The sequence below is a fragment of the Clostridium chauvoei genome (assembly GCF_002327185.1).
In the GTDB taxonomy this organism is placed as follows: Bacteria; Bacillota; Clostridia; order Clostridiales; family Clostridiaceae; genus Clostridium; species Clostridium chauvoei.
On sequence record NZ_CP018624.1, the window covers coordinates 2,343,705 to 2,366,041 of the forward strand.

Consider the following 22,337-nt stretch of genomic DNA (forward strand, 5'->3'; position numbering starts at 1 on the left):
CATATTGATAAAAAAAAATCCCTCCGTATTAAAATACAGAGAGATTTATATTTTTAATTATTATTGTTCTAAAATTATTTTCTTAGCTGTTAATATTGATGTTGCACTCATTGAGAACTCATCTAAACCATATTCAACTAATGTTGGAATAGCAGCTTCATCTCCTGCCATTTCTCCACACATTCCTACCCATTTACCATGCTTATGAGCACCATCGATAGTCATTTTTATTAGTCTTAATACAGCTGGGTGCATTGGATTGTAAAGGTATGATACCTTTTCACTCATTCTGTCTGCAGCTAATGTATATTGTATTAAATCATTTGTTCCTATTGAGAAGAAATCTACATGCTTCGCTAATTCATCTGCATAAACTGCGGCAGCTGGAATTTCTACCATTATACCCCATTGGATATTTTCTGAGTATTCTTTTCCTTCTACTTTTAATTCTGCTTTACATTCTTCAACGAATTCTTTAGCTTGCATAAATTCTTCTAATCCTGAAATCATAGGGAACATTACTGCAAGATTTCCATAAACAGAAGCTCTTAATAAAGCTCTTATTTGAACTCTAAATATGTCTTTTCTGTCTAAACATAATCTTATAGCTCTATATCCTAAAAATGGATTCATTTCTTGTGGTAATGGTAAGTAAGGAAGAGTCTTATCTCCACCGATATCTAAAGTTCTTATAACTACTTGTTTACCTTTCATTATTTCTAAAACTTTTTTATATGATTCGAATTGTTCTTCTTCTGTTGGAGCTACATCTCTGTCCATATATAGGAATTCAGTTCTGAATAAACCAACTCCATCTCCACCATTTGCAATTACTGCTTCTGCATCTTCTGGTGAACCTATGTTACCACAAACTTCTACTCTCTTACCTGATTTAGTAACAGTTTTAACATCTATTAATTTTTTTAATTCTTCTTGTTCTGCTAAGAATTTTTCTCTTTTAGCTGTGTATTCATCTATAACTGATTGTTCTGGATTTATTATACATACTCCTTCGATACCATCTACAATAACGAAATCTCCGTTTTTAACTGAAGTTGTTATATCCTTTAATCCAACTATTGCAGGAATTTCTAAAGTTCTAGCCATAATAGCTGAATGTGATGTTCTTCCTCCAATATTAGTTAAAAATCCTGTAACTTTACTTCTATCTAATTGTGCTGTATCTGATGGTGTTAAGTCATGAGCAACAACTATAGTATTTGGTTCTGTAACTGCAAAAGCATCTCCGCCTTTTCCTGCTAAGTTTGCAATTATTCTCTTTGAAACGTCTTTTATATCAGCTGCTCTTTCTCTCATATATTCATTTTCCATAGATTCAAATATCATAACAAATGTATTTGTTACGTTTTCAACAGCCTTTAAAGCATTTATACTATTTGATTCTATTTCAAGTAACATTCCACCTGTAAATTCTGGATCATCTAATAAAGTTAGGTGAGCTTCGAAAACTTGTGCTTCATGCTCTCCTATTTCAGCTAAGGCCTTGTCTCTAATAACTGTTAATTGAGTTTTTGCTTTATCTAAAGCGCTTTGTAAAACTTCTTTTTCTGCAGCTACGTCTGAAACCTTTGCATCTGTTATTACTATTTCTTCATGTTCTTGTAAAAATACTTTTCCTATTGCATAGCCTTTTGAAGCCGCTATACCCTTTTTCATCTCCAAAATTCCTCCTTAAAATAATTACTATATATTATTAACATATAGAAATTTTAACCTACTTTAATTATTCTGACTACTTTTGTATTATACCATATTTTTTTAATATGTTAAGAAATTATCGTCATTTTTTACAGGGTTTTTTAGTAATTTTATCAATTTGGAGTATTTTTTACTCGTTTTTTATCATTTGACAAACGATTTCCATTGAATTTTTTACATTTTCTCTTAATAGCTATCTTATTATATTTTTGTGATATTTTACAAAATTTTATTTTTTCTAGTTTATTCATTTATTTATATTAATTAATATTATATACTAAAGAAAATAAATTATTTATTATGGAGGTACACTATATGCTAATTAAATGTATAAATAATTCTCTTTGTACTACTCTTACTTTAAATAAAGAATATCCTGTTATAGAAGAGGGTCCTAACTATTATGTAATAATCGATGATGTACTTGATGAAATTACAACAAAAAAAGAACGTTTTGTTGTTGTAGAAGATAATGATTTATCTAAGAAAGCTAAAGCTACAATTAATGAATTAAACTACCAGCTAGATAATAACTTCCCTGATATAAAAGATTTTAAAACTAGAAAAAACTCTAAAGGTGAAATTAAAGAAATCGTAATTAAATTTAAATATTAATTTTTACATTTATAAAAAGTATGCCCTAAATATTATTTTAATATTTAAGACATACTTTTCCTTTTTATAAATCATCTATTAATGCCCCTGCTTTTGAGTATGCTGTTGATTTAGCTTCGAAAAAGTCTGTTTTAACTGAATTTGCATCAGCTAAAATATCAACCCACATTGCTGGATTATCATTATATCCTTCGTATATTTCATCTAATCCTATAGCTTTCATTCTTAGATTTCCTAGATACTTTATATAATCATTTATAAGAGTTTTATTTAATCCTTGTATATTATCTCCTATAACATAATATCCCCACGCAATTTCATGTTCTACTCCAGTTTTCATCATTTCTGCCAATTCGCATTTAATACTATCTGTAAATATCTCTGGTTCTTCTTGTTGTAATTCTTTTAATATATTTCTAAATAGCCATAAATGTGTGTTTTCATCTCTATTTATATATCTTATTTCTTGAGCTGATCCAGGCATTCTTCCATTTCTCTCTAAATTATAGAAAAACATAAATCCTGAATAAAAATAAATACCTTCTAAAATGTAATTTGCCATTATTACTTTTAATAAATTTATTTTTGTTGGATTCTCCAAGAAATCATTATATAAATCCCCAATAAATTTATTTCTCTCTAATAAGATTTTATCATCTTTCCATTGATATAAAATTTCATTTCTTTTTTCTGGTGAACATATTGTATCTAGCATATAACTATAACTTTGTGAATGTACAGCTTCTTGGAAAGCTTGTATTGTTAAACAAAGATTAACTTCACTTGCAGTTATATAATTATTTATATTGGATAAATTTGCTGTTTGTATAGAATCTAAAAATATTAAAAATGATAAAATTTTATCATATGCAGTTCGTTCATTTGTTGTAAGCTTATTATAATCTTTTAAATCCTGTGCTAAATTTATTTCTTCTGGTATCCAAAAATTATTCATAGCTTGCCTATACCAATCTGATACCCATGAATATTTCATATTGTTAAAATCATTTAGATTAGTCGTATTACCATTTATTATTCTCTTCTTTGAGACTTCTATATCTCCTAACTCATTAAAAAGAGGTTTTTTATTTATTGACATTTGTCTCCTCCTATTATTTATATCACGGTATTATGCTGAACAACTTTCACAATCACTTACTGATAATGATTTTGAACGAACATAATAGATTGATTTTACTCCTGATTTACAAGCTTCTATATAAAGATTCATTATTTGTCTCATAGTATAATCTGTTGTTATATATAGATTAAAAGACTGACCTTGATCTATATGCCTTTGTCTTACTCCATTTACTTTTACACACCAGTTTTGATCTAAATTATACGCTGAATTATAATACCAATAATTATCTTCATTTAAGTTTGGTGCTGTTTTAGGAATTATACTTCCTTTTTTTTCTTCTAACCAGAATCTAGCCATAACAGGATCAATTCCTTCTGAAGTTCCCGCTATAGTTGCTGTTGATCCATTTGGTGCTACAGCCATAAGATATCCATTTCTAATTCCATATACACTTATTTTTTCTCTTAGCTTTTTCCATTCTAAAGAATCATATCCTCTAAGTAAAAAGTATTCCCCTGTTTGCCAATCCGAATCTTTAAAACAACTATAAGTTCCCTTTTCTTTAGCTATGTTCATACTAGCTTTTATAGCATGATAATTTATTCTTTCATAAACTCTATCTACAAATTCCATATGTTTTTCATCAGTCCAGTGTATAAAATTATTAGCTAGCATATGATGATAACCACTAGTCCCAAGTCCTATAGCTCTATACTTTTTATTTGTTATTTCTGCAAATGGAACTGAGTAATAATTTAAATCTATTACATTATCCATAGCTCTTATTTGAGTTTCTACAACATATCCTAGTTCATCATCATTATTAACATCTACATTACCTAATACTACTGAAGAAAGATTGCATACAACAAAATCTCCTGCTTTAACCTTTTCTATTACTATAGTATCTCCGTTCTCATCTGTTATATTTGATTTTTGAATCTCCATAGGACTCATATTTTGCATTATTTCAGTACATAAATTAGATGAATAAATAATTCCTTGATGTTTATTAGGATTCATTTTATTAACTGTATCTCTATAAAAAGCAAATGGTGTTCCTGTTTCTGCTGCGCTTTTTATTATAAGTCTAACTATATCTTTAACTGACATAACCCTCTTGGGTATTCTTTCATCTTCAACACATTCAAAGTATTTTTGTTCCCACTCTTCACCATAAAAGTCTTCTAATGAATATCCTTTTACTAATCTAATTTCATGTGGACACATCATATACCAATTAGCGTCTATATCTTTCTCTGCAAGTTTCCAAAATAAATCTGGATAACATAGCCCTGGGAAAATATCATGAGCTTTTTTTCTATCATCTCCATTATTAGTTTTCAATTGTAGAAATTCTGGTATATCTTTATGCCATGCATCTAACCATACAGCTACTGACCCATTTCTAACCCCTAACTGATCAACTGCTATAGCTGTATCATTAAATAATTTAATCCATGGAATTACCCCACCTGAAGCCCCTTTAAACCCTCTAATTGGTGAATCCAAAGCTCTAACTTTACCTAAATAGATCCCCATTCCACCACCAAACTTTGAAACTTCTGCAAAGTTATCTAAAGATTTATAAATCCCTTTTAAACTATCATCAACTATATCTATAAAGCATGAACTTAATTGGTAGAAAGGTTTTCTTGCATTTGACATTGTTGGTGTTGCCATCGTTGCCTTTAATGAACTTAGTACATCATAAAATCTTTTTGCCCACTCTACTCTTTTAGTTTTTTCTTCTGGAATTGCTAAATGCATAGCTATTCCCATAAACATTTGTTGTGGTAGCTCTAAAATATTTCTATTAAAATCTTGTATTAGATATCTTTTTGCTAAAAGATTTATTCCACTGTATGTAAAAAGAAAATCTCTTTCAGGTTTAATTTCTTTTTCTAGTTCTAATATATCTTCTTTACTATAATTTTCTAGTATATATTTACCATATAGCCCTTTATGAGTTAATTTAACTATAAAATTATATAAATCATTATAAGGATTTTCATCGTTATTTAAATTCCTATTTTTTTTAACTTCATCATATAGTTTATAAACATATATTTTTGATGCTACATACTGCCACTTAGGCTCCATATCCGTAGTTAATTCTAATGCTACTTGAATTAAAGAATCTCTTATTTCATCTTCACTCATATTAGGTCTAATTATATGTTTTAATGAATCCATTAACTTCTCTTTATTGTAAAGCCCCTCTTTATCATCTATTCCACTTATTGCTAACTCGCAAACTTTTAATAAATAACTCACCAAATCCCCCCGCACTATATATAGTATATATTTTCAGTTCTACCCCTACGTAGCACAATATATAGTCATTATAGTTTCTATTTTTTTCTTTGTAAAATTAGAAAAAGACTTAAAAACAAAGAAAAAAAGGAGTTATTTATATAGAAACTCCTTTTTTCTTAATGTATCAATAGTTTTTATCCTTTGACTTTTAATCTTTTTTAATATTTGTTATTTTATTGCGTTAGTCCAATCTTCTTCTTTAAATCCTACCAATACTTTATTATCATTTATTAGTATAGGTCTTTTAACTAACATACCATCTGATGCTAATATATCTAGAAGCTCATCTTGTTCTAATACTCTAACTTTATCTTTTAATCCCATTTCTCTATATAACTTTCCACTAGTATTAAAGAACTTATTAATTGGTAATCCACTTTTTTCAATCCATAATTTTAATTCTTCTTTTGTTGGATTACTTTCAACAATATCTCTATCTATAAATTCTATATTATTTTCAATTAAAAATTTCTTTGCCTTCTTACATGTTGTACATTTTGGATACTCAATAAATATCATAATAAACCCTCTCTTTCTGTAATTATTATTAATTAATATTTATTATAACATTTATTTTATCTGTTTTCAAAATTAACATATTAAAATTTTATATATTATTATTTTGGTATTATAATATATAATTTAAACATATCTCCTTCTACTTCAATTTTAATATCACCATTATGAAGTTCTACTATACTCTTTGCTATAGCTAAACCTATTCCTGATCCTTCTACTAGAGATGTTCTTGATTTATCCGCTCTTACAAATCTTTCAAAAATTTCTTGTGTACTAAACTCCATTTCATAATTAGATATATTTTTAAATGATATTTCAATATCATCATTATTTTCTAATATATCTATATAAACTCTTGTGTTTTCTAAAGAATATTTTAAAGAATTTATTATTATATTTTCAAAAAGTCTAGACATTAATTTACCATCTAAATTTACTAATATATCTTCTTTATTTGAATTTACTTTAAATGTTATATTTTTTTCTTCGTATAAATTAGAGTATTCTCCAAGACCTTGATGTACTAATGATACAATATTAATAAGTTCTCTATTTATATTCATTTTTCCACTATTAAGTTTAGAAACTTCAAATAAATCTTCTATTAATATTTTTAATTTCATAGATTTTTTTCTAATATTGCTAAATAATCTTTTCTTTCTTCTTCTGTTATATTAGATTCTTTTAATATATTTACATAATTTATTATAGATGTTAATGGTGTTTTTAAATCGTGAGAAACATTCGATATAAGTTCTGTTTTCATCTTCTCATTTTTTACTTTTTCTTCTACTGCTATTCTATATCCATCTTTAATTTGGTTTATGTTATCTACAAGTTCTTTTACTTCTCTTTCTCCGTAACTTTCTAATGTATATTCTAAATTACCATCATTTAATTTTTTTAAACCATCATTTATTACTGATATATCTAAACTCTTTTTTAAGGAGTAAAGTACACATACTAATGGAATTAATACTAATATTAATGTTCCTTTAAAAGGGTATCTTGTTAAAAATGTTACTAAAACATTTTGACTTCTTATACCTGCTACTAAATATAGATATCCTACAATTACTCCAGCTGCACCACATAAAGATATTAAAATTTTATTTCTTGTAGCTTTATATTTGAATCCATACCTTAGTACATAAATTAATCTACTTAAAGCTTTTATTTCTAAATGTATATTTTGTCTATTAAATATTAAGTTTATTAATATTTTTATTACTAATAGTATTGTTAGTATAGTTGCTAAAATCATTACTTGAGCAGTTATTCTTTCTGTCTTTACTATATAACTATAGCTTGTTGGAGATTGATAATATATTTCTGTATATCTACCTAAATCCTTTTTAGATATATTCTCATTAGTATCATTTATATAATAATTAAAGGTATTTTTATTATCTATTATTACTGATGTTAGGTTATGTTTATTAATATACTCAACTAATATGTCTTTGGATATAAATCTACTATGATTTGTTTCTAATATGTAATTATTAAATTCTACATCATTTGTAGTAAATCTACCTGTCTCATTTTCTATAATTACATAATATATTTTTTGATTATATATATAGTTTTCATTTATATAATTATTTTCATTTATTATACTAGACATATCTTTAAGATTATTTGTTACTTCATAAATATGTTTTGATACATCTTCACTCTCATAATATATCATTGATTTTATATAGTTATCTGAATTAACTAATGCATCAAAAGTTCCAGCCCCTATTTTAGCTAATTTCCCATCTAACGCCTTATTATAACCACTAAGTAAAGCAATTATAAGTATTATAGCTATAACTATTTCTGCTCCCCATACCCCTTTAAAATAAAGTTTAAATTTCTCTTTCAATTTTATATCCAACTCCCCAAACAACCTTTATATATTCAGGTTCCTTTGTATTAATTTCTATTTTTTCTCTTATTCTTCTTATATGAACTGTTACTGTATTTTCACTTCTATAAAATGGTTCTTCCCATACTTTTTCATATATTTCTTTAATTGAAAATACTTTTCCTAAACTAGATGCTAATAAATATAGTATTTTAAATTCTGTAGCTGTTACTTTTATATCCTCGCCTCTTAATGTTATAGTTTTTTCCTTGCTATTAATTACTAAGTCCTTTACTTCTATTACATCTTCACTTTCTTCATCCATTTCCAATGGTTTCTGATATCTTCTTAACTGTGACTTAACTCTTGCAACAAGCTCTAAATGATTAAATGGCTTTGCTACATAATCATCAGCTCCTACATTTAATCCTAAAATTTTATCACTATCTTCACCTTTAGCTGATAACATTATTATAGGTAAATTTTTACTTTCCCTTATTTTTAAACATGTTTTTATACCATCTAGCCTTGGCATCATAATATCTAAAACTATTAAATGTATTTTCTCCTCATCTAGTATCTCCAAGGCTTCTATACCATCTTTAGCCTTAAATACTTTCATTCCTTCTCCTCTTAAATATATATCAATTGCATCTCTAATTTCTTTTTCATCATCTACAACTAAAACGTTAAACATATTATCACCTCTCTATTAATATCCTATAATTATCATAACTTATAAAAAAATAATTTTCTAATCTTAAAAATTACTTTTTTATTAAATTCGATTATATATTAACATATACTTGATTTTAATATATAATTTGGAGTGTGATTATATGCAGTATTATTTATATATTGCAAAGAACAAATTAAGGAGTTCATTATGTTATCAAAATTAAAAGAAAACAAAACTATTTTATTGGATTTTTTCCTTATAGTAGTAGGTTGCTTTATAGCTGCCCTAGGAGTTAACTTATTTTTAGTAAATGCTCAGTTGCTAAGTGGTGGTGCTACTGGTGTTGCACTTATTTTACAATATATCGCTGGAGTACCATCTGGTATAACAGTATTTATTATAAATGTACCATTATTCTTTTTAAGTTATAAAATGTTAAGTAAAAGATTTACTCTATATTCTGCTATAGGAATGGTTTCTTTATCATTATCCCTTATCATAACTAAACCATTTTCTCATTTAGTAAAAGTAGATGATATTTTACTTTATTGTATATATGGTGGTGTTATTTGTGGACTTGGTTATGGTATAGTGTTCTTAAGAAATGGTTCTACAGGTGGAACAGATATAGTTGCAATGGTTCTAAGAAAAAAATATTCTAATTTTGAAATAGGTAAATTAGGATTTTCTATAAATTGTATAATAGTTGTTATTGGAGCTATTATATTTGGGCTTCCTAAAGCACTTTATACTTTAATATCAATATTTATACAAGGAATAATCGTAGATAGAGTTATTAATGGTTTTAATAGTAAAAAACTATTACTTGTATTATCTGAAAAAGAGGAAGATATTGTTAATTATGTAATTAAAGACTTACATAGAGGAGCTACATCATTACTTGCACAAGGTGAGTACACTCATGAATTTAAAAAGATGTTATATATAGCTGTAACATCATCTCAACTAATCAGTTTAAAAAATAAGATTTTGAAAATCGATCCAAAGGCATTTATAACTATAATAGATGTTTCAGAAGTTAATGGAAAGGGCTTTCATGGTCTTTAATTATTTCAAAATAAAATTCTCCCTGTCAAGTAAACAGGGAGAATTTTATATTACATATAAGCTGACTTTTTTAGATAATTTCCCAGGAAATTATTTAATTTGACAAATTACTATTTTCTCCTTTAAAGTATTTATCTAAACCATTAGAAATTCCCTCTACAAGAGCATTTTGATGTTCATCTGTTTTAAGTTTTGCTTCTTCATCAGGGTTAGATAAAAACCCACATTCAACTAGTACAGACGCACCCTCATATTTATCTCTTAAAATCAAATAAGATTCTCCTGCTGGTTTAGCTACTCTCTTATTATTATCTTTTACACTTTGTTTTAGTTCCTCTTGAATATTGGTTGCTAAAGTTTTGCTTATATCATTTGATGAATACCATACTTGAGCACCATAACATTTCGCTTGCGGAAACATATTTTGATGAATTGATATAAATGCATCACACTTAGTTTCCTTCTTTAATTCACACCTTTTCTTTAAATCTTCTCTCTTTTTTTCTCTAATAGTTGTACCCTTCTCATTTAATCCATTATCATCAGTTCTAGTCATATAAACTTTATAACCCTTTTTTTCTAGGTTTTCTTTTAATTTTAAGCTTATAGCTATATTAACATCTTTTTCTATTGTTCCACTTTTAGTTTGAGCTCCACCATCAAAGCCTCCATGACCTGGATCTATCAATATAATCTTTTCATTTGTATCTTCAGCTTTTATAGTTATTGGCAAAGAAAATATTAAACAAATAACTATTAATACTGAAACTTTTTTGAATTTCTTCATTTGCTTTCCTCCATACCTTAATTATTAATTTATTTTTCTAAAGTTATTATACCCAGTTATTTATATTCCTTACCTTATAAACAAAAAAAGACTAGAAGAATTAAATTCCTCTAGTCTTAAATGTTTAATTATTTTCGATAACACTTTCTGCTATATTAGTTGAATGGTCACCAATTCTTTCAAGATTACTTAATAAATCTAAGAATATTGTACCTGCGTAAGCATTACATGTTCCATCATATAACCTTTTAATATGAAGTTCTCTATATTTCTTTTGGAACTTATCAATATTAGATTCTACTTCAACTATGCTCTTTGCTTTATTTATATCTCTATTTGCATAACTTTCTATAGCTATTTCTAATGCCTTAATTGCATTATCATATATTTCATGTAATTGTTCACGAGCTTGATTACTATAATCTAGCTTTTTAGCAATCTTTTGAGCTGCTAAATCTGCTATATTTTCAGCATGATCTCCGATTCTTTCTATATCATTTATTACGTGGAATGTTGATGCAACTATTACACTTTCTTTATCTGATAATTCACATTTAGATAACTTTACTAGATAGTTAGTAATAGCTTCATTTAATGTATTAATTACAGTTTCATTTTCATAAACTTTATTTATTATAACTTCATCGTTATTATCAAATGCATCCATTGCTAAATTTAAACTCTTTTTAGCTTTGTTAGCCATTCTAATTGTTTCTTTAATTACTTGTCCTGCTGCAATAACAGGTGTTTCTAATAATCTATCATCAATATATTTTGGACCTGGTTTATCTTCTTCATCATCCCCAGGAATTATTCTATTAACTATTTTAATAAGTGCTCCAGTTAAAGGTAACATTACAAGTGTATTAACTACATTAAATACAGTATGTGAATTTGCTATTTGTCTGCTTACATCATCTGGACTAATTGTTGATACAAGATCTCCTAATAATCCAGTAACTAAGAATGGTATAAATAATATTGTACCACCTAAGTTAAATATTAAGTGTAACATAGCTGCTTTGTGAGCTGTTTTATTAGTTCCTACTGTTGCTATCATAGCTGTTATACATGTTCCAATATTACAACCAAATATTATTGGTAAAGCCATACGTATATCTATTGCTCCTGCTGTAGCTAAAGCAACTAATATTCCTGTTGTAGCTGAAGAACTTTGAAGTACTGCTGTTAATAACGCTCCTGCAATTATTCCTAAGTACCACTTTTCTCCTACAGTAAGAAGTATTTGTTGGAATATTGGTGAAGCTGTTAATGGTTTCATAGCTTCGCTCATAGCACCCATTCCAGTAAACAGAATACCAAAACCTAAAACTATGTTTCCTATATCTTTTCTTTTCTTACCTTTCGCAAACATAACTATAAATGCACCTACAAAAACAAATAAAGGTGCTATAGTATCTAATTTGAATGCTACTAATTGAGCTGTTATGGTTGTCCCTATATTAGCTCCCATAATTATTCCTGCAGCTTGTGCAAGATTCATAAGGCCTGCATTAACAAATCCAACTACCATTACTGTTGTAGCACTACTACTTTGAATAACTGCTGTTACAGCTGCTCCAACAAGTACTGATATTAAAGGATTCTTAGTAACTTTTTCAAGTATAGATTTTAATCCATCTCCTGCTGCATTTTCTAGACCATCACCCATTAACTTCATACCATAGATAAATAGTCCTAATCCACCCATTAATTTTATAATAACCATTAATGATTCCAAAGTATATTCTCCTTTGCTTTGTTATTTTTACAAATTAAGTTTACATCATTTTTTAATCTTTGTTAAGTAATTTGCTTATTTTTTAACCTGAATTTAATATAACATTGTATCTTTACCAATTATTTTAACCTTTTTTGTAGAATTTATTCCAAAAAAAATAGAAGAGAGGTAATCCTCTCTTCCATATAATTCTGCAAACTATCTCTTTGAGAATTGTGGAGCTCTTCTAGCTTTCTTAAGACCGTATTTCTTTCTTTCCTTCATTCTTGGATCTCTTGTTACGAATCCAGCCTTCTTTAATTCTGATTTAAGAGCTTCATCTGATTTAATTAATGCTCTAGTGATTCCGTGTCTTATAGCTCCTGCTTGACCTGTGAATCCACCACCGTGAACGTTAACTAAAACATCAAACTTATCTTTAGTTCCTGTTAAAACTAATGGTTGGTTAACAATCATTCTTAAAGTTTCTAAACCAAAAAAAGTTTCTATTTCTCTATTATTTATAACTACTTTACCGTTTCCTGGTACAAGTCTTACTCTCGCAACTGATTTCTTTCTTCTTCCAGTACCCATGTATTGAACTTTTGCCATTTTTATTCCTCCTCCCGAGTCTGTATTAGTACTTTAACTCAAGTACTTCTGGTTGTTGAGATTCGTGTCCGTGCTCAGCACCTCTGTATACTTTTAACTTCTTAAGCATTTTTCTTCCTAAAACGCCTGTTGGAAGCATTCTTCTAACAGCTTCTTCAAAAGCAAATTCAGGTTTCTTAGCTAATACTTCTCTATATGGAGTTTCCTTTAATCCACCTGGATATAAGCTGTGCTTTCTCATTAATTTTTGATCTAACTTCTTACCAGTTAAAACAACTTGTTCAGCATTAATTATTATTACGTAATCTCCGCAGTCAACATTTGGTGTAAATGTTGGTTTATTTTTTCCTCTTAAAATTGAAGCAACTTGGCTAGCAACTCTTCCTAGTGGCTTTCCAGCAGCATCAACAACATACCATTTTCTTTCAACTTCTTGTGGTTTTGCAATGTATGATTTCATCTTTTTCCCTCCCTGAACTTTTAACATTGTGCCGTATTCTCTCAAATACTGCATTTATGTCAAGACCCGGGGCTAGTGGATCTTATATACATAAATATTCTAACAAACAAACATTATTATAATACACGCTTACGGGCGTGTCAACATTTTTTTGTTTTTATTTTTGGTTTTCGTAAAAAACTTTTTCAAGTACTAGCCCCTTTGCCGGTACACACATTCCCGCTTTATCTCTAAGCTTATCTTCTATTATTCGCTCTATATCTTTTGCTTTTATTTTTCCTCGTCCTACTAATAATAATGTTCCAACTATTATTCTAACCATATTGTATAAAAATCCATCACCAGTAACAAATATTTTTATATAATTATCAAAGTTTTCTATATGAAGATCGCTTATGGTCCTTACCGTAGTTTTTACTGAGCTACCGCTACTTTTAAAAGCAACAAAATCATGCTTTCCTATAAAATAAGTGCAAGCTTTTTTCATTTCTTCTACATCTAGATTGCCCTTAACCTGATAAAAATAATCTTTTCCTATAGCCATAGGTACATCTCTATTTAAAATAGTATATGAATATGTTTTACCTTCTGCATTATATCTAGCATGAAATCCTTCTTCTACTTCTATTGACTTTAAAATTACGATATCATTAGGAAGCTTAACATTTAAAGCTTCTCTAAATCTTTCTGCTGGTATTCTACTATTTGTTTTAAAATTTGCAACAAATCCCTTTGCATGAACTCCTGAATCTGTTCTTGAACTTCCTGTAATATCTATTTCTTCTTTTGTAACTTCTTTTAATGCTTCTTCTATTGTTCCTTGAATAGTAACACCATTATTTTGCTTTTGCCAGCCTAAATAATTTGTTCCATCATACTCAATTACAAGCTTTATATTTCTCATTATTTTCACCTTAGTTATTTTATACTTTTACATAAAGAATCTTATTGATAAACTGCAAATTAGAAGTACTCCAAATACACTAAATGCTATTGTATCTTTAGATGTAAACTTTAATTGTTTCATTCTAGTTCTTCCAGCTCCACCCCTATATGCTCTAGCCTCCATAGCCATTGCAAGTTCATCAGCTCTTCTAAAAGAACTAATAAATAGAGGAACTAAAAGTGGTATTAAGCTTTTTGCTTTTTGTATTAATCCACCTGTCTCAAAATCTGCACCTCTTGCTTTTTGAGCCATCATTATTTTATCCGTCTCATCCATAAGGGTTGGGATAAATCTTAAAGCAATAGTCATCATCATAGCTAACTCATGAGCTAATTCTTTTCCTATTGGTTTTAACAGTTTTTCTATCCCGTCTGTTAACTCTATTGGAGATGTTGTAAGAGTTAAAACAGATGTCCCCATAATTAAGAATATTAATCTTAACGCCATAAATGCTGCTGTTCTAAGTCCTTCTTCATAAACTTTAAGGAATCCTAATTCAAAAATTAAAGTATTTGCTGATCCTTTAATCATAAATACATTTAAAATAGCTGTAAAAGCAATTAAAAAAAATACTGGTTTTAGACCTTTATATAAATATCGTGCTGGAATCTTTGCAACATAAACTGTCAATATTAAAAAACCTACTATAAAAATATATCCAACAAATTTATCTACTATAAACAATGAAACTATAAATAATATAGATAATAGAATTTTAGTTCTTGGATCTAGTTTATGTACAAAAGTTTCACCATGTATATATTGTCCTATAGTTATATCTTTTATCATACCTCTATTACCTTTCTACTCTCTATTAGATTTTAATACTTTAAGAAGTTCTTCTTTAGCTTGGCTTATAGTGAATATTTCATCTGAAACCTTGAAGCCCTTCCTTCGTAATTCTCTCATTAAATAAGTTACCTGTGGCACTGCAAGGCCTATACTTTCTAAAGTATCTATTTCTTTAAACACTTCTGAAGGCTTTCCTTGTAATGCAACTTTACCTTTATTCATAACAATTATTCTTTCCGCAAGCTTTCCTACATCCTCCATACTATGACTTACTAAAACTATTGTCATTTTATATTTATCATGTAATAGCTTTATTTGGCCTAGTATATCATCTCTTCCTTTTGGATCTAACCCTGCTGTTGGTTCATCTAAGATTAAGACTTTTGGTTCCATTGCTATAACTCCTGCAATGGCTACTCTTCTTTTTTGTCCACCACTTAAATCAAATGGAGATTTATCTTTATATATTTCATAATCTAATCCAACCATCTCCATAGATTTTTTTACTCTTTTATTTATTTCCTCTTCATCTAGCTTAAGATTTCTAGGACCAAATTCAATATCTTTACTTATTGTTTCCTCAAATAATTGATATTCTGGATATTGAAATACTAACCCAACTTTCTTTCTTACATCAGATATATTAACCTTTGCTGATGTTATATCCATCCCATCTACAATTATTTTTCCAAAACTAGGCTTAAGTAACCCATTCATATGTTGTATTAAAGTTGATTTTCCTGAACCTGTATGACCTATTAATGCAATAAATTCCCCTTCATTTATCTCTATATTTACATCATTTAATGCCACTTTTTCAAATGGGGATTTAGGCATATATACATGTGTTAATTTCTCTATCTTAATTGACATAACGCATTCACCATCTCATCTACATTTAAAATATTTGTATCTAAATCTATCCCACTATTTTTTAATTCATAACATAATTCTGTTACCTGTGGTACATCTAGTCCTATTTTCTTCATAGTTTCTACTTTTGAAAATACCTCTCTTGGTAATCCTTCTAAAATTATTTTTCCACTATCCATTACTATTACTCTATCAGCTTGTGCTGCTTCATCCATGTAATGAGTAATTAAAACTATTGTAATACCATACTTTTCATTTATTTCTTTTATGTTTTTTATAACTTCTTTTCTCCCTGAAGGGTCTAACATAGCTGTTGGCTCATCAAAAATTATACATTCTGGTTGCATAGCTAAGATACCAGCTATAGCTATCCTTTGTTTTTGACCACCAGATAAAAGATGAGGAGCATGACGTTTATATTCAAGCATTCCTACTTTCGCTAAGCTAGCATCTACTCTTTTTCTTATTTCAATAGGATCAATTCCTAAATTCTCTGGACCAAAAGCAACATCTTCTTCTACTATAGTTGCTACTAATTGGTTGTCTGGATTTTGAAAAACCATCCCTGCTTTAGCTCTAATCTCCCATAAATTATTAACCTCTGATGTATCTAATCCATCAACAATTACAGTTCCACTTGTAGGAATCAAAAGAGCATTCATATGTTTAGCTATAGTAGATTTTCCAGAACCATTATGTCCTAAAACTACTAAGAATTCACCCTTTTTAACATCAAAGTTTACACCATTAACAGCATATCTTTCTTCTCCACCTTCATGTACTGTGTATTTAAAAGACACATTGTCACATTTTATCATTGCCTTATTCATGTCTAAACCCCCTTCTGCAATAATCCTCTAACCTTTTATTTTATATTTTATTAAACCATTATTGTAACTAAACTTCAGATTTATCTAAAGTAATGTATATACACTTTTTTTCTTAAGTTTATTATATTCTATTTTTCTTAAAATACAATGTCCTTAATATTATTTTCACATATATAAACTTAAATTTTAAAACATTTAAATTTAAGTTTATATATGTGAAAATGGGGACTAAGTATAAACTTAATCCCCTAAAAAATTATACTAATTCAAGTATAACAACTTGTGCTCCGTCCCCTCTTCTAGGACCCTTTTTGTACATTCTAGTGTATCCACCGTTTCTTTCTGCGTACTTTGGAGCTACATTATCAAATAGATTTTGAACTACTTCTTCTTCAAGAACATATGCTAAAACTTGTCTTCTAGCGTGAAGATCACCTCTTTTTGCTAAAGTAATCATCTTTTCAGCTATTTTTCTAGTTTCCTTTGCTCTTGTTTCAGTTGTTTCAATTTTACCATGCTTTAAGAAGCTTGTAACTAGACTTCTTAGCATAGCTCTTCTTTGGTCTGTAGCAAGACCTAGCTTACGATAACCTGCCATGTGGATTTACCTCCTTACTCATCGTTTAGTCTTAATCCTAAGCCTAATTCCTTAAGCTTTCTTTCGACTTCCTCTAAAGACTTCTTTCCTAGATTTCTTACTTTCATCATGTCATCCATTGATTTTCCAGCAAGTTCTTGAACTGTATTAATTCCAGCTCTCTTTAAACAGTTATATGATCTAACTGATAAATCCAACTCTTCTACAGTCATTTCTAGTACTTTTTCTTTCTTGTCTTCTTCTTTTTCTATCATAATTTCTACGTCATTAGTGCTATCGCCTAAAGACATAAATAATTTAAAGTGTTCTATAAGGATTTTCGCTGATAAGCTTATTGCTTCATCAATCTTTATAGTTCCATTAGTCCAGATTTCTAAAGTTAACTTGTCATAATCAGTAATTTGACCTACTCTTGTGTTTTCTACTGTAAAGTTAACTCTTTTAACTGGTGTATATATTGAATCAACAGCAATTGCTGATATTGGAAGTTCATCACTCTTATTTTTATTTTGAGTAACATATCCTCTACCTCTGTTAACTGTTAATTCCATATATAATTTTCCATTATCGTCTAATGTTGCAATATGTAGGTCTTTACTTACAACTTCAACGTCTCCATCAGTTTTTATATCTGCACCTGTAACTACTCCAGGTCCTTGTGCATCTATGTAGATAGTCTTAGGACCTTCACCATTCATTGTTAGTGCTAATGATTTAATGTTTAAGATTATTTCTGTAACATCTTCTTTAACACCTTGCACAGTTGAAAATTCATGAAGTACTCCATCGATTTTAACTGATGTAGGAGCAACACCAGGAAGTGATGATAATAATATTCTTCTTAATGCATTACCAAGAGTAATACCATATCCTCTTTCTAGTGGTTCAACTACATACTTACCGTAAGTACCGTCTTCATTTGCTTCTATACATTCTATTATTGGCTTTTCTATTTCTAACATGTACAAACCCTCCTTATAATTTTAAATGGCAACCTTATTCTGAGGGCAACTGATTTCATATTTGCCATTAAGAATATTTCTTAACAGTGCAAATAATAACCTATTACTTGCTGTATAACTCAACAATAAGAGTTTCGTTAACTGGAACATCTATATCTTCTCTTGTTGGTTCAGCAACTACTTTACCTTGGTAGTTTTCAACGTTAGCTTCTAACCACTTAGGTAATGTCTTTGGATTTTCAACAAAAGTCTTGAACTTTTCAGTTCCTCTGCTCTTCTCACAAACTGTGATTTCATCGTTAACAGAAACCTTGAATGAAGGAATATCTACCTTCTTGCCATTTACTAAGAAATGACCGTGATTAACTAGTTGTCTAGCTTCGTTTCTTGAAGCACCATATCCTAGTCTATAAACAACATTGTCTAATCTCATTTCTAATAACATAAGTAGGTTTTCACCTGTGATACCTCTCATGTGATCAGCTTTTTCATAATAAGTTCTGAATTGTCCTTCAAGAACTCCGTATATTCTTCTAGCTTTTTGCTTTTCTCTTAATTGTACTCCATAGTTAGATAATTTCTTCTTAGCTGCTCCATGTTGTCCTGGTGCATAGCTTCTTCTAACAAAAGCACATTTATCTGTATAACATCTATCCCCTTTAAGGAATAACTTCATACCTTCTCTTCTACATAATCTACATGTAGCTCCAGTATATCTTGCCATTAATTACACCTCCTATATGAATACTAGACTCTTCTTCTCTTTGGTGGTCTACATCCGTTGTGTGGAATTGGAGTAACATCTTTTATAAGTGTTACTTCTAATCCTGCTGCTTGTAGGGATCTTATAGCTGCTTCTCTACCAGCACCTGGTCCCTTTACATATACTTCTATACTTTTTAATCCGTGTTCCATAGCTGCTTTAGCTGCTGTTTCAGCTGCCATTTGCGCTGCAAATGGAGTGCTCTTTCTTGATCCTCTAAAACCTAGAGCTCCTGCACTTGACCATGATAAAGCATTTCCTGCCGCATCAGTTAAAGTAACTATTGAGTTATTGAAAGTTGACTTGATGTGTGCAGCACCATGCTCAACATTCTTTCTTTCTTTTCTTCTTCTAGTCTTTTTGACTTTTTGAGCTGCCATCGAATTCCCTCCTCACTACTTCTTCTTATTTGCGATAGTCTTCTTTGGACCTTTTCTTGTTCTTGCGTTAGTTTTAGTCTTTTGACCTCTAACTGGAAGACCTTTTCTATGTCTGATACCTCTGTAGCATCCAATTTCTACTAATCTTTTAATATTTAAAGCAACTTCTCTTCTTAAGTCACCTTCTATAGTTAAAGTTTTTACGTATTCTCTGATTGCTGTTACTTCTTCTTCTGTAAGATCCTTAACTCTAGTGTCTGGATTAACTCCAGTAGAAGCTAGTATCTTATGTGAAGTAGAAAGTCCTATTCCGTATATATATGTTAGACCTATTTCAACTCTTTTTTCTCTTGGTAGGTCTACGCCTGATATTCTTGCCATTAAAACTTACACCTCCTGGTACTTGAAATGCATATAAGTTATTTATATGTTTATATAATAAAACTCTAGGTCGATAGAGGTTTTACCCTACCGTCAGCCGTACCTAAAATTTATTTGCTTAAATTTAAAATGCCTATATAATCATATTTGACTTTTACATAAAAGTCAATAAATTTTATATAGTAAAATAATACTTTTTTTGCCTAATACCTAATTATATTAGCCTTGCTTTTGCTTGTGCTTAGGATTTTCACAGATTACCATTACTCTTCCTTTTCTTCTTATAATCTTGCACTTTTCGCAAATAGGCTTAACTGATGGTCTTACTTTCATCGCTAACCCTCCTTGTAATACTTCATGATAGTAATTTTATACTATCTTTATTTAGCTCTCCATGTAATTCTACCTCTTGTTAAATCATATGGAGAAAGTTCGATAGTAACTTTATCTCCTGGTAAAATTCTTATGAAGTTCATTCTTAATTTACCTGATATATGTGCTAGAATCTTATGTCCGCTTTCTAGTTCAACTTGGAACATTGCATTTGGTAAAGATTCTAATACCGTACCTTGCATTTCTATAACGTCATCTTTTGACATAAGGTAATCAACCCTCCTTAACAATGCCTTTAAGCTTTAGAAATCTCTTGATTTTTAAATCAGTACCTCTATCTTTTGATATTATTGATGCTTTAATCTCATCATTCACATCATCTAAAACAGTTATGTGTTTTAGCTTCTTTTTCTTAGGCATCTGAACTGTTTTAGTACTTCCATTACTCAGAAGCACATAAGCCTCACTTATTTGTTTAATAATCACATATAAATGATTTTTATCTCTTCCTGCTTGTGAAAGAATTACTTTCCCAATTAAGTCATTGTTTTGCAAATTTTTCACCTCGATGATTACCTTAGTCATAAATCTACAAGCCACCTTTTGGTATCATGCGAATTTATAACTAAGCAACACTTATTTAACTAGTGTTAATATTTCGGGTCCATCTGGTAAAATTACAACAGTATTTTCGTAGTGGGCAGATAGACTTTTATCACTAGTTACTACAGTCCAATCATCATTTAATGTTTTAACTCTATAAGTTCCCACATTAACCATAGGTTCAATAGCTAGTGTCATACCAGCTACTAATTTTGGACCTCTCCCTGGTCTACCAAAGTTAGGCACCTCAGGATCTTCGTGTACAACTCTACCTATACCGTGTCCTACGAAATCTCTTACTACATGAAAGCCATTTGCTTCAACGTAGTTTTGTATTTCATGTGATATATCAGTTAGTCTGTTGTTAACTTTTGCATATTCAATTCCCTTAAAGAAAGACTCTTCAGTTACTTTTATTAACTTCTTCGCTTCCTCTGAGATATTTCCAACTGCAAATGTTCTGGCAGCATCTCCATGAAAACCATTGAGCTCTGCTCCACAATCTACACTAATAATATCTCCATCTTTTAATACATACCCTCCTGGGATCCCATGAACTACTTGCTCGTTAACAGATATACATAGTGAAGCAGGAAAACCATATAGACCTTTAAATGAAGGCCTTGCTCCATGCTTAGTTATAAATTCTTCTGCTATCTTGTCTAATTCAGCAGTAGTTATTCCTGGTCTTACTTTTTCTTCAATTAATAGTAAGGTTTCAGCTACTATTCTACCTGCTGCTCTCATCAGGTCGATTTCTTTGTGGTTTTTAACGATTATCATTATTTGCCACTTCCTAGGATATCACAGATACCCTCGAATACTTCATTAATAGCTTTTGTACCATCTACAATTGAAAGTAAGTTTCTTTCTTTATAAAAATCAATCAGTGGTTGCGTTTGTCTCTCATACACATCTAATCTTTCTGATACAGTTTCTTCTGAATCATCTTTTCTTTGGATTACATCACTACCACAAACATCACATTTACCTGCAATAGTTGGTGGATTGAATTTTATATGATAACTAGCTCCACATGATGGACAAACTCTTCTGCCTGTCATTCTTTCTAAAATAAACTCCATTGGTACTTCAATTAATAATGCAGTATCAATATCTTCATTTCTTTCATTCAAGAATTGTTGAAGGGCTTCTGCTTGTGCAACTGTCCTTGGAAAACCATCCAAAAGATATCCGCCCTTACAATCTTCATCTTGTAGTCTATCTTTTACCATATTAATAGTAACTTCATCTGGTACTAATTGACCTTTATCGATGTGTTTTTTAGCTTCTATTCCTAAAGGAGTATTTTCAGAAATATTCTTTCTGAAGATATCACCAGTAGAAATATGTGGTATAGAGTATCTATTACTAATTGATTTTGCCTGTGTTCCCTTTCCTGCTCCAGGAGGACCTAATAATACTATCTTCACCGGCATCAT

27 protein-coding genes are annotated in these 22,337 nt (G+C 29.5%); 2 read left to right on the forward strand and 25 right to left on the reverse strand.

The annotated features are described in order from the left end of the window. Positions 1-60: 60 nt before the first annotated feature. Positions 61-1,677 carry a phosphoenolpyruvate--protein phosphotransferase gene (ptsP, locus tag BTM21_RS10965; RefSeq protein ID WP_021876983.1) on the reverse strand — a complete coding sequence of 539 codons (1,617 nt, stop codon included), beginning with the start codon at positions 1,675-1,677 and terminating at the stop codon, positions 61-63. A 357-nt stretch (positions 1,678-2,034) separates the two neighbouring features. Here ptsP and BTM21_RS10970 point away from each other — a divergent pair, with 357 nt between their 5' ends. Continuing rightward, the gene (locus BTM21_RS10970) at positions 2,035-2,334 is read left to right on the forward strand and encodes a hypothetical protein (protein ID WP_021876981.1); all 300 of its coding nucleotides are present in this window, start codon (positions 2,035-2,037) and stop codon (positions 2,332-2,334) included. Positions 2,335-2,398: 64 nt separating this feature from the next. Here BTM21_RS10970 and BTM21_RS10975 read toward each other — a convergent pair whose 3' ends face one another. From BTM21_RS10975 to BTM21_RS10995, 6 genes are all read right to left on the reverse strand, one after another. After that, entirely contained in the window at positions 2,399-3,433 is a 1,035-nt protein-coding gene (locus BTM21_RS10975; protein ID WP_021876980.1) for a ribonucleotide-diphosphate reductase subunit beta, read from the reverse strand. A gap of 30 nt (positions 3,434-3,463) precedes the next feature. Further along, positions 3,464-5,695 (reverse strand): ribonucleoside-diphosphate reductase subunit alpha, encoded by a 2,232-nt coding sequence (locus BTM21_RS10980; protein WP_021876979.1) that lies wholly within the window; start codon positions 5,693-5,695, stop codon positions 3,464-3,466. 210 nt (positions 5,696-5,905) lie between these two features. Further along, entirely contained in the window at positions 5,906-6,256 is a 351-nt protein-coding gene (locus BTM21_RS10985) for a Spx/MgsR family RNA polymerase-binding regulatory protein (RefSeq protein ID WP_021876978.1), read from the reverse strand. Between the two features lie 98 nt (positions 6,257-6,354). After that, positions 6,355-6,879, reverse strand: coding sequence for a sensor histidine kinase (locus BTM21_RS14030; RefSeq protein WP_242969949.1), 525 nt, complete (start codon positions 6,877-6,879; stop codon positions 6,355-6,357). Next, on the reverse strand, positions 6,876-8,126 hold the full coding sequence (locus BTM21_RS10990; protein ID WP_242969950.1) for a histidine kinase dimerization/phospho-acceptor domain-containing protein: 1,251 nt from the start codon (positions 8,124-8,126) through the stop codon (positions 6,876-6,878). The genes BTM21_RS14030 and BTM21_RS10990 overlap by 4 nt, the downstream gene beginning before the upstream one ends. Further along, on the reverse strand, positions 8,110-8,805 hold the full coding sequence (locus BTM21_RS10995; RefSeq protein ID WP_021876976.1) for a response regulator transcription factor: 696 nt from the start codon (positions 8,803-8,805) through the stop codon (positions 8,110-8,112). The genes BTM21_RS10990 and BTM21_RS10995 overlap by 17 nt, the downstream gene beginning before the upstream one ends. A gap of 189 nt (positions 8,806-8,994) precedes the next feature. Between BTM21_RS10995 and BTM21_RS11000 the strand changes: the two genes are divergently transcribed. After that, positions 8,995-9,855 carry a YitT family protein gene (locus BTM21_RS11000; RefSeq protein ID WP_096145441.1) on the forward strand — a complete coding sequence of 287 codons (861 nt, stop codon included), beginning with the start codon at positions 8,995-8,997 and terminating at the stop codon, positions 9,853-9,855. A 94-nt stretch (positions 9,856-9,949) separates the two neighbouring features. Here the strand turns inward: BTM21_RS11000 and cwlD are convergent, their stop codons facing one another. The 18 genes from cwlD to BTM21_RS11090 form a co-directional block, all read right to left on the reverse strand. Beyond that, a complete protein-coding gene (cwlD, locus tag BTM21_RS11005) occupies positions 9,950-10,642 on the reverse strand; it encodes an N-acetylmuramoyl-L-alanine amidase CwlD (protein WP_021876974.1) in 693 nt (230 codons plus the stop codon). A 124-nt stretch (positions 10,643-10,766) separates the two neighbouring features. After that, on the reverse strand, positions 10,767-12,383 hold the full coding sequence (locus tag BTM21_RS11010) for a Na/Pi cotransporter family protein (protein ID WP_079481056.1): 1,617 nt from the start codon (positions 12,381-12,383) through the stop codon (positions 10,767-10,769). Between the two features lie 198 nt (positions 12,384-12,581). Next, positions 12,582-12,974 carry a 30S ribosomal protein S9 gene (gene rpsI / locus BTM21_RS11015; protein ID WP_021876972.1) on the reverse strand — a complete coding sequence of 131 codons (393 nt, stop codon included), beginning with the start codon at positions 12,972-12,974 and terminating at the stop codon, positions 12,582-12,584. 25 nt (positions 12,975-12,999) lie between these two features. Then, positions 13,000-13,434 (reverse strand): 50S ribosomal protein L13, encoded by a 435-nt coding sequence (rplM, locus tag BTM21_RS11020; protein ID WP_079481055.1) that lies wholly within the window; start codon positions 13,432-13,434, stop codon positions 13,000-13,002. 157 nt (positions 13,435-13,591) lie between these two features. Beyond that, positions 13,592-14,338: a tRNA pseudouridine(38-40) synthase TruA gene (truA, locus tag BTM21_RS11025; RefSeq protein WP_079481054.1), complete on the reverse strand. Its 747-nt coding sequence runs from the start codon at positions 14,336-14,338 to the stop codon at positions 13,592-13,594. A gap of 27 nt (positions 14,339-14,365) precedes the next feature. Continuing rightward, positions 14,366-15,169, reverse strand: coding sequence for an energy-coupling factor transporter transmembrane component T family protein (locus BTM21_RS11030; protein WP_021876969.1), 804 nt, complete (start codon positions 15,167-15,169; stop codon positions 14,366-14,368). A 15-nt stretch (positions 15,170-15,184) separates the two neighbouring features. Beyond that, positions 15,185-16,045, reverse strand: a complete 861-nt coding sequence (locus tag BTM21_RS11035) for an energy-coupling factor transporter ATPase (RefSeq protein WP_079481053.1) — start codon at positions 16,043-16,045, stop codon at positions 15,185-15,187. Then, on the reverse strand, positions 16,030-16,875 hold the full coding sequence (locus tag BTM21_RS11040) for an energy-coupling factor transporter ATPase (RefSeq protein WP_021876967.1): 846 nt from the start codon (positions 16,873-16,875) through the stop codon (positions 16,030-16,032). Before BTM21_RS11040 ends, BTM21_RS11035 begins: the two co-directional genes overlap by 16 nt. 256 nt (positions 16,876-17,131) lie before the next feature. Further along, a complete protein-coding gene (gene rplQ, locus BTM21_RS11045) occupies positions 17,132-17,473 on the reverse strand; it encodes a 50S ribosomal protein L17 (protein ID WP_021876966.1) in 342 nt (113 codons plus the stop codon). 14 nt (positions 17,474-17,487) lie between these two features. Then, on the reverse strand, positions 17,488-18,435 hold the full coding sequence (locus tag BTM21_RS11050; protein WP_021876965.1) for a DNA-directed RNA polymerase subunit alpha: 948 nt from the start codon (positions 18,433-18,435) through the stop codon (positions 17,488-17,490). A 103-nt stretch (positions 18,436-18,538) separates the two neighbouring features. Next, positions 18,539-19,159 (reverse strand): 30S ribosomal protein S4, encoded by a 621-nt coding sequence (gene rpsD, locus BTM21_RS11055; protein WP_021876964.1) that lies wholly within the window; start codon positions 19,157-19,159, stop codon positions 18,539-18,541. A gap of 23 nt (positions 19,160-19,182) precedes the next feature. Next, positions 19,183-19,578 carry a 30S ribosomal protein S11 gene (rpsK, locus tag BTM21_RS11060; protein WP_021876963.1) on the reverse strand — a complete coding sequence of 132 codons (396 nt, stop codon included), beginning with the start codon at positions 19,576-19,578 and terminating at the stop codon, positions 19,183-19,185. Positions 19,579-19,593: 15 nt separating this feature from the next. Next, on the reverse strand, positions 19,594-19,959 hold the full coding sequence (gene rpsM, locus BTM21_RS11065) for a 30S ribosomal protein S13 (RefSeq protein WP_021876962.1): 366 nt from the start codon (positions 19,957-19,959) through the stop codon (positions 19,594-19,596). Positions 19,960-20,178: 219 nt separating this feature from the next. After that, positions 20,179-20,292: a 50S ribosomal protein L36 gene (rpmJ, locus tag BTM21_RS11070; protein WP_003448032.1), complete on the reverse strand. Its 114-nt coding sequence runs from the start codon at positions 20,290-20,292 to the stop codon at positions 20,179-20,181. Between the two features lie 47 nt (positions 20,293-20,339). After that, on the reverse strand, positions 20,340-20,558 hold the full coding sequence (gene infA / locus BTM21_RS11075; RefSeq protein WP_008681165.1) for a translation initiation factor IF-1: 219 nt from the start codon (positions 20,556-20,558) through the stop codon (positions 20,340-20,342). A 7-nt stretch (positions 20,559-20,565) separates the two neighbouring features. Next, positions 20,566-20,877: a KOW domain-containing RNA-binding protein gene (locus BTM21_RS11080; RefSeq protein WP_079481052.1), complete on the reverse strand. Its 312-nt coding sequence runs from the start codon at positions 20,875-20,877 to the stop codon at positions 20,566-20,568. A gap of 51 nt (positions 20,878-20,928) precedes the next feature. Beyond that, the gene (gene map / locus BTM21_RS11085) at positions 20,929-21,678 is read right to left on the reverse strand and encodes a type I methionyl aminopeptidase (RefSeq protein WP_079481051.1); all 750 of its coding nucleotides are present in this window, start codon (positions 21,676-21,678) and stop codon (positions 20,929-20,931) included. Beyond that, positions 21,678-22,328: an adenylate kinase gene (locus BTM21_RS11090; RefSeq protein ID WP_021876959.1), complete on the reverse strand. Its 651-nt coding sequence runs from the start codon at positions 22,326-22,328 to the stop codon at positions 21,678-21,680. The genes map and BTM21_RS11090 overlap by 1 nt, the downstream gene beginning before the upstream one ends. Between the last annotated feature and the right edge of the window lie 9 nt (positions 22,329-22,337).

Excerpts from the sequence above, each read along its gene's own strand:
- BTM21_RS10975 (WP_021876980.1), bottom strand. The coding sequence starts at position 3,433 with ATGTCAATAAATAAAAAACCTCTTTTTAATGAGTTAGGAGATATAGAA.
- rplM (WP_079481055.1), bottom strand. The coding sequence starts at position 13,434 with ATGAAATCATACATTGCAAAACCACAAGAAGTTGAAAGAAAATGGTAT.
- BTM21_RS11050 (WP_021876965.1), bottom strand. The coding sequence starts at position 18,435 with ATGTTAGAAATAGAAAAGCCAATAATAGAATGTATAGAAGCAAATGAA.
- rplQ (WP_021876966.1), bottom strand. The coding sequence starts at position 17,473 with ATGGCAGGTTATCGTAAGCTAGGTCTTGCTACAGACCAAAGAAGAGCT.
- infA (WP_008681165.1), bottom strand. The coding sequence starts at position 20,558 with ATGTCAAAAGATGACGTTATAGAAATGCAAGGTACGGTATTAGAATCT.
- rpsM (WP_021876962.1), bottom strand. The coding sequence starts at position 19,959 with ATGGCAAGAATATCAGGCGTAGACCTACCAAGAGAAAAAAGAGTTGAA.
- ptsP (WP_021876983.1), bottom strand. The coding sequence starts at position 1,677 with ATGAAAAAGGGTATAGCGGCTTCAAAAGGCTATGCAATAGGAAAAGTA.
- rpsD (WP_021876964.1), bottom strand. The coding sequence starts at position 19,159 with ATGGCAAGATATACTGGAGCTACATGTAGATTATGTAGAAGAGAAGGT.
- rpmJ (WP_003448032.1), bottom strand. The coding sequence starts at position 20,292 with ATGAAAGTAAGACCATCAGTTAAGCCTATTTGCGAAAAGTGCAAGATT.
- BTM21_RS11000 (WP_096145441.1), top strand. The coding sequence starts at position 8,995 with ATGTTATCAAAATTAAAAGAAAACAAAACTATTTTATTGGATTTTTTC.
- BTM21_RS11030 (WP_021876969.1), bottom strand. The coding sequence starts at position 15,169 with ATGATAAAAGATATAACTATAGGACAATATATACATGGTGAAACTTTT.
- truA (WP_079481054.1), bottom strand. The coding sequence starts at position 14,338 with ATGAGAAATATAAAGCTTGTAATTGAGTATGATGGAACAAATTATTTA.
- BTM21_RS11035 (WP_079481053.1), bottom strand. The coding sequence starts at position 16,045 with ATGTCAATTAAGATAGAGAAATTAACACATGTATATATGCCTAAATCC.
- rpsI (WP_021876972.1), bottom strand. The coding sequence starts at position 12,974 with ATGGCAAAAGTTCAATACATGGGTACTGGAAGAAGAAAGAAATCAGTT.
- BTM21_RS10985 (WP_021876978.1), bottom strand. The coding sequence starts at position 6,256 with ATGATATTTATTGAGTATCCAAAATGTACAACATGTAAGAAGGCAAAG.
- map (WP_079481051.1), bottom strand. The coding sequence starts at position 21,678 with ATGATAATCGTTAAAAACCACAAAGAAATCGACCTGATGAGAGCAGCA.
- rpsK (WP_021876963.1), bottom strand. The coding sequence starts at position 19,578 with ATGGCAGCTCAAAAAGTCAAAAAGACTAGAAGAAGAAAAGAAAGAAAG.
- cwlD (WP_021876974.1), bottom strand. The coding sequence starts at position 10,642 with ATGAAGAAATTCAAAAAAGTTTCAGTATTAATAGTTATTTGTTTAATA.
- BTM21_RS10995 (WP_021876976.1), bottom strand. The coding sequence starts at position 8,805 with ATGTTTAACGTTTTAGTTGTAGATGATGAAAAAGAAATTAGAGATGCA.
- BTM21_RS14030 (WP_242969949.1), bottom strand. The coding sequence starts at position 6,879 with ATGAAATTAAAAATATTAATAGAAGATTTATTTGAAGTTTCTAAACTT.
- BTM21_RS11040 (WP_021876967.1), bottom strand. The coding sequence starts at position 16,875 with ATGAATAAGGCAATGATAAAATGTGACAATGTGTCTTTTAAATACACA.
- BTM21_RS10970 (WP_021876981.1), top strand. The coding sequence starts at position 2,035 with ATGCTAATTAAATGTATAAATAATTCTCTTTGTACTACTCTTACTTTA.
- BTM21_RS11080 (WP_079481052.1), bottom strand. The coding sequence starts at position 20,877 with ATGACTAAGGTAATCATCGAGGTGAAAAATTTGCAAAACAATGACTTA.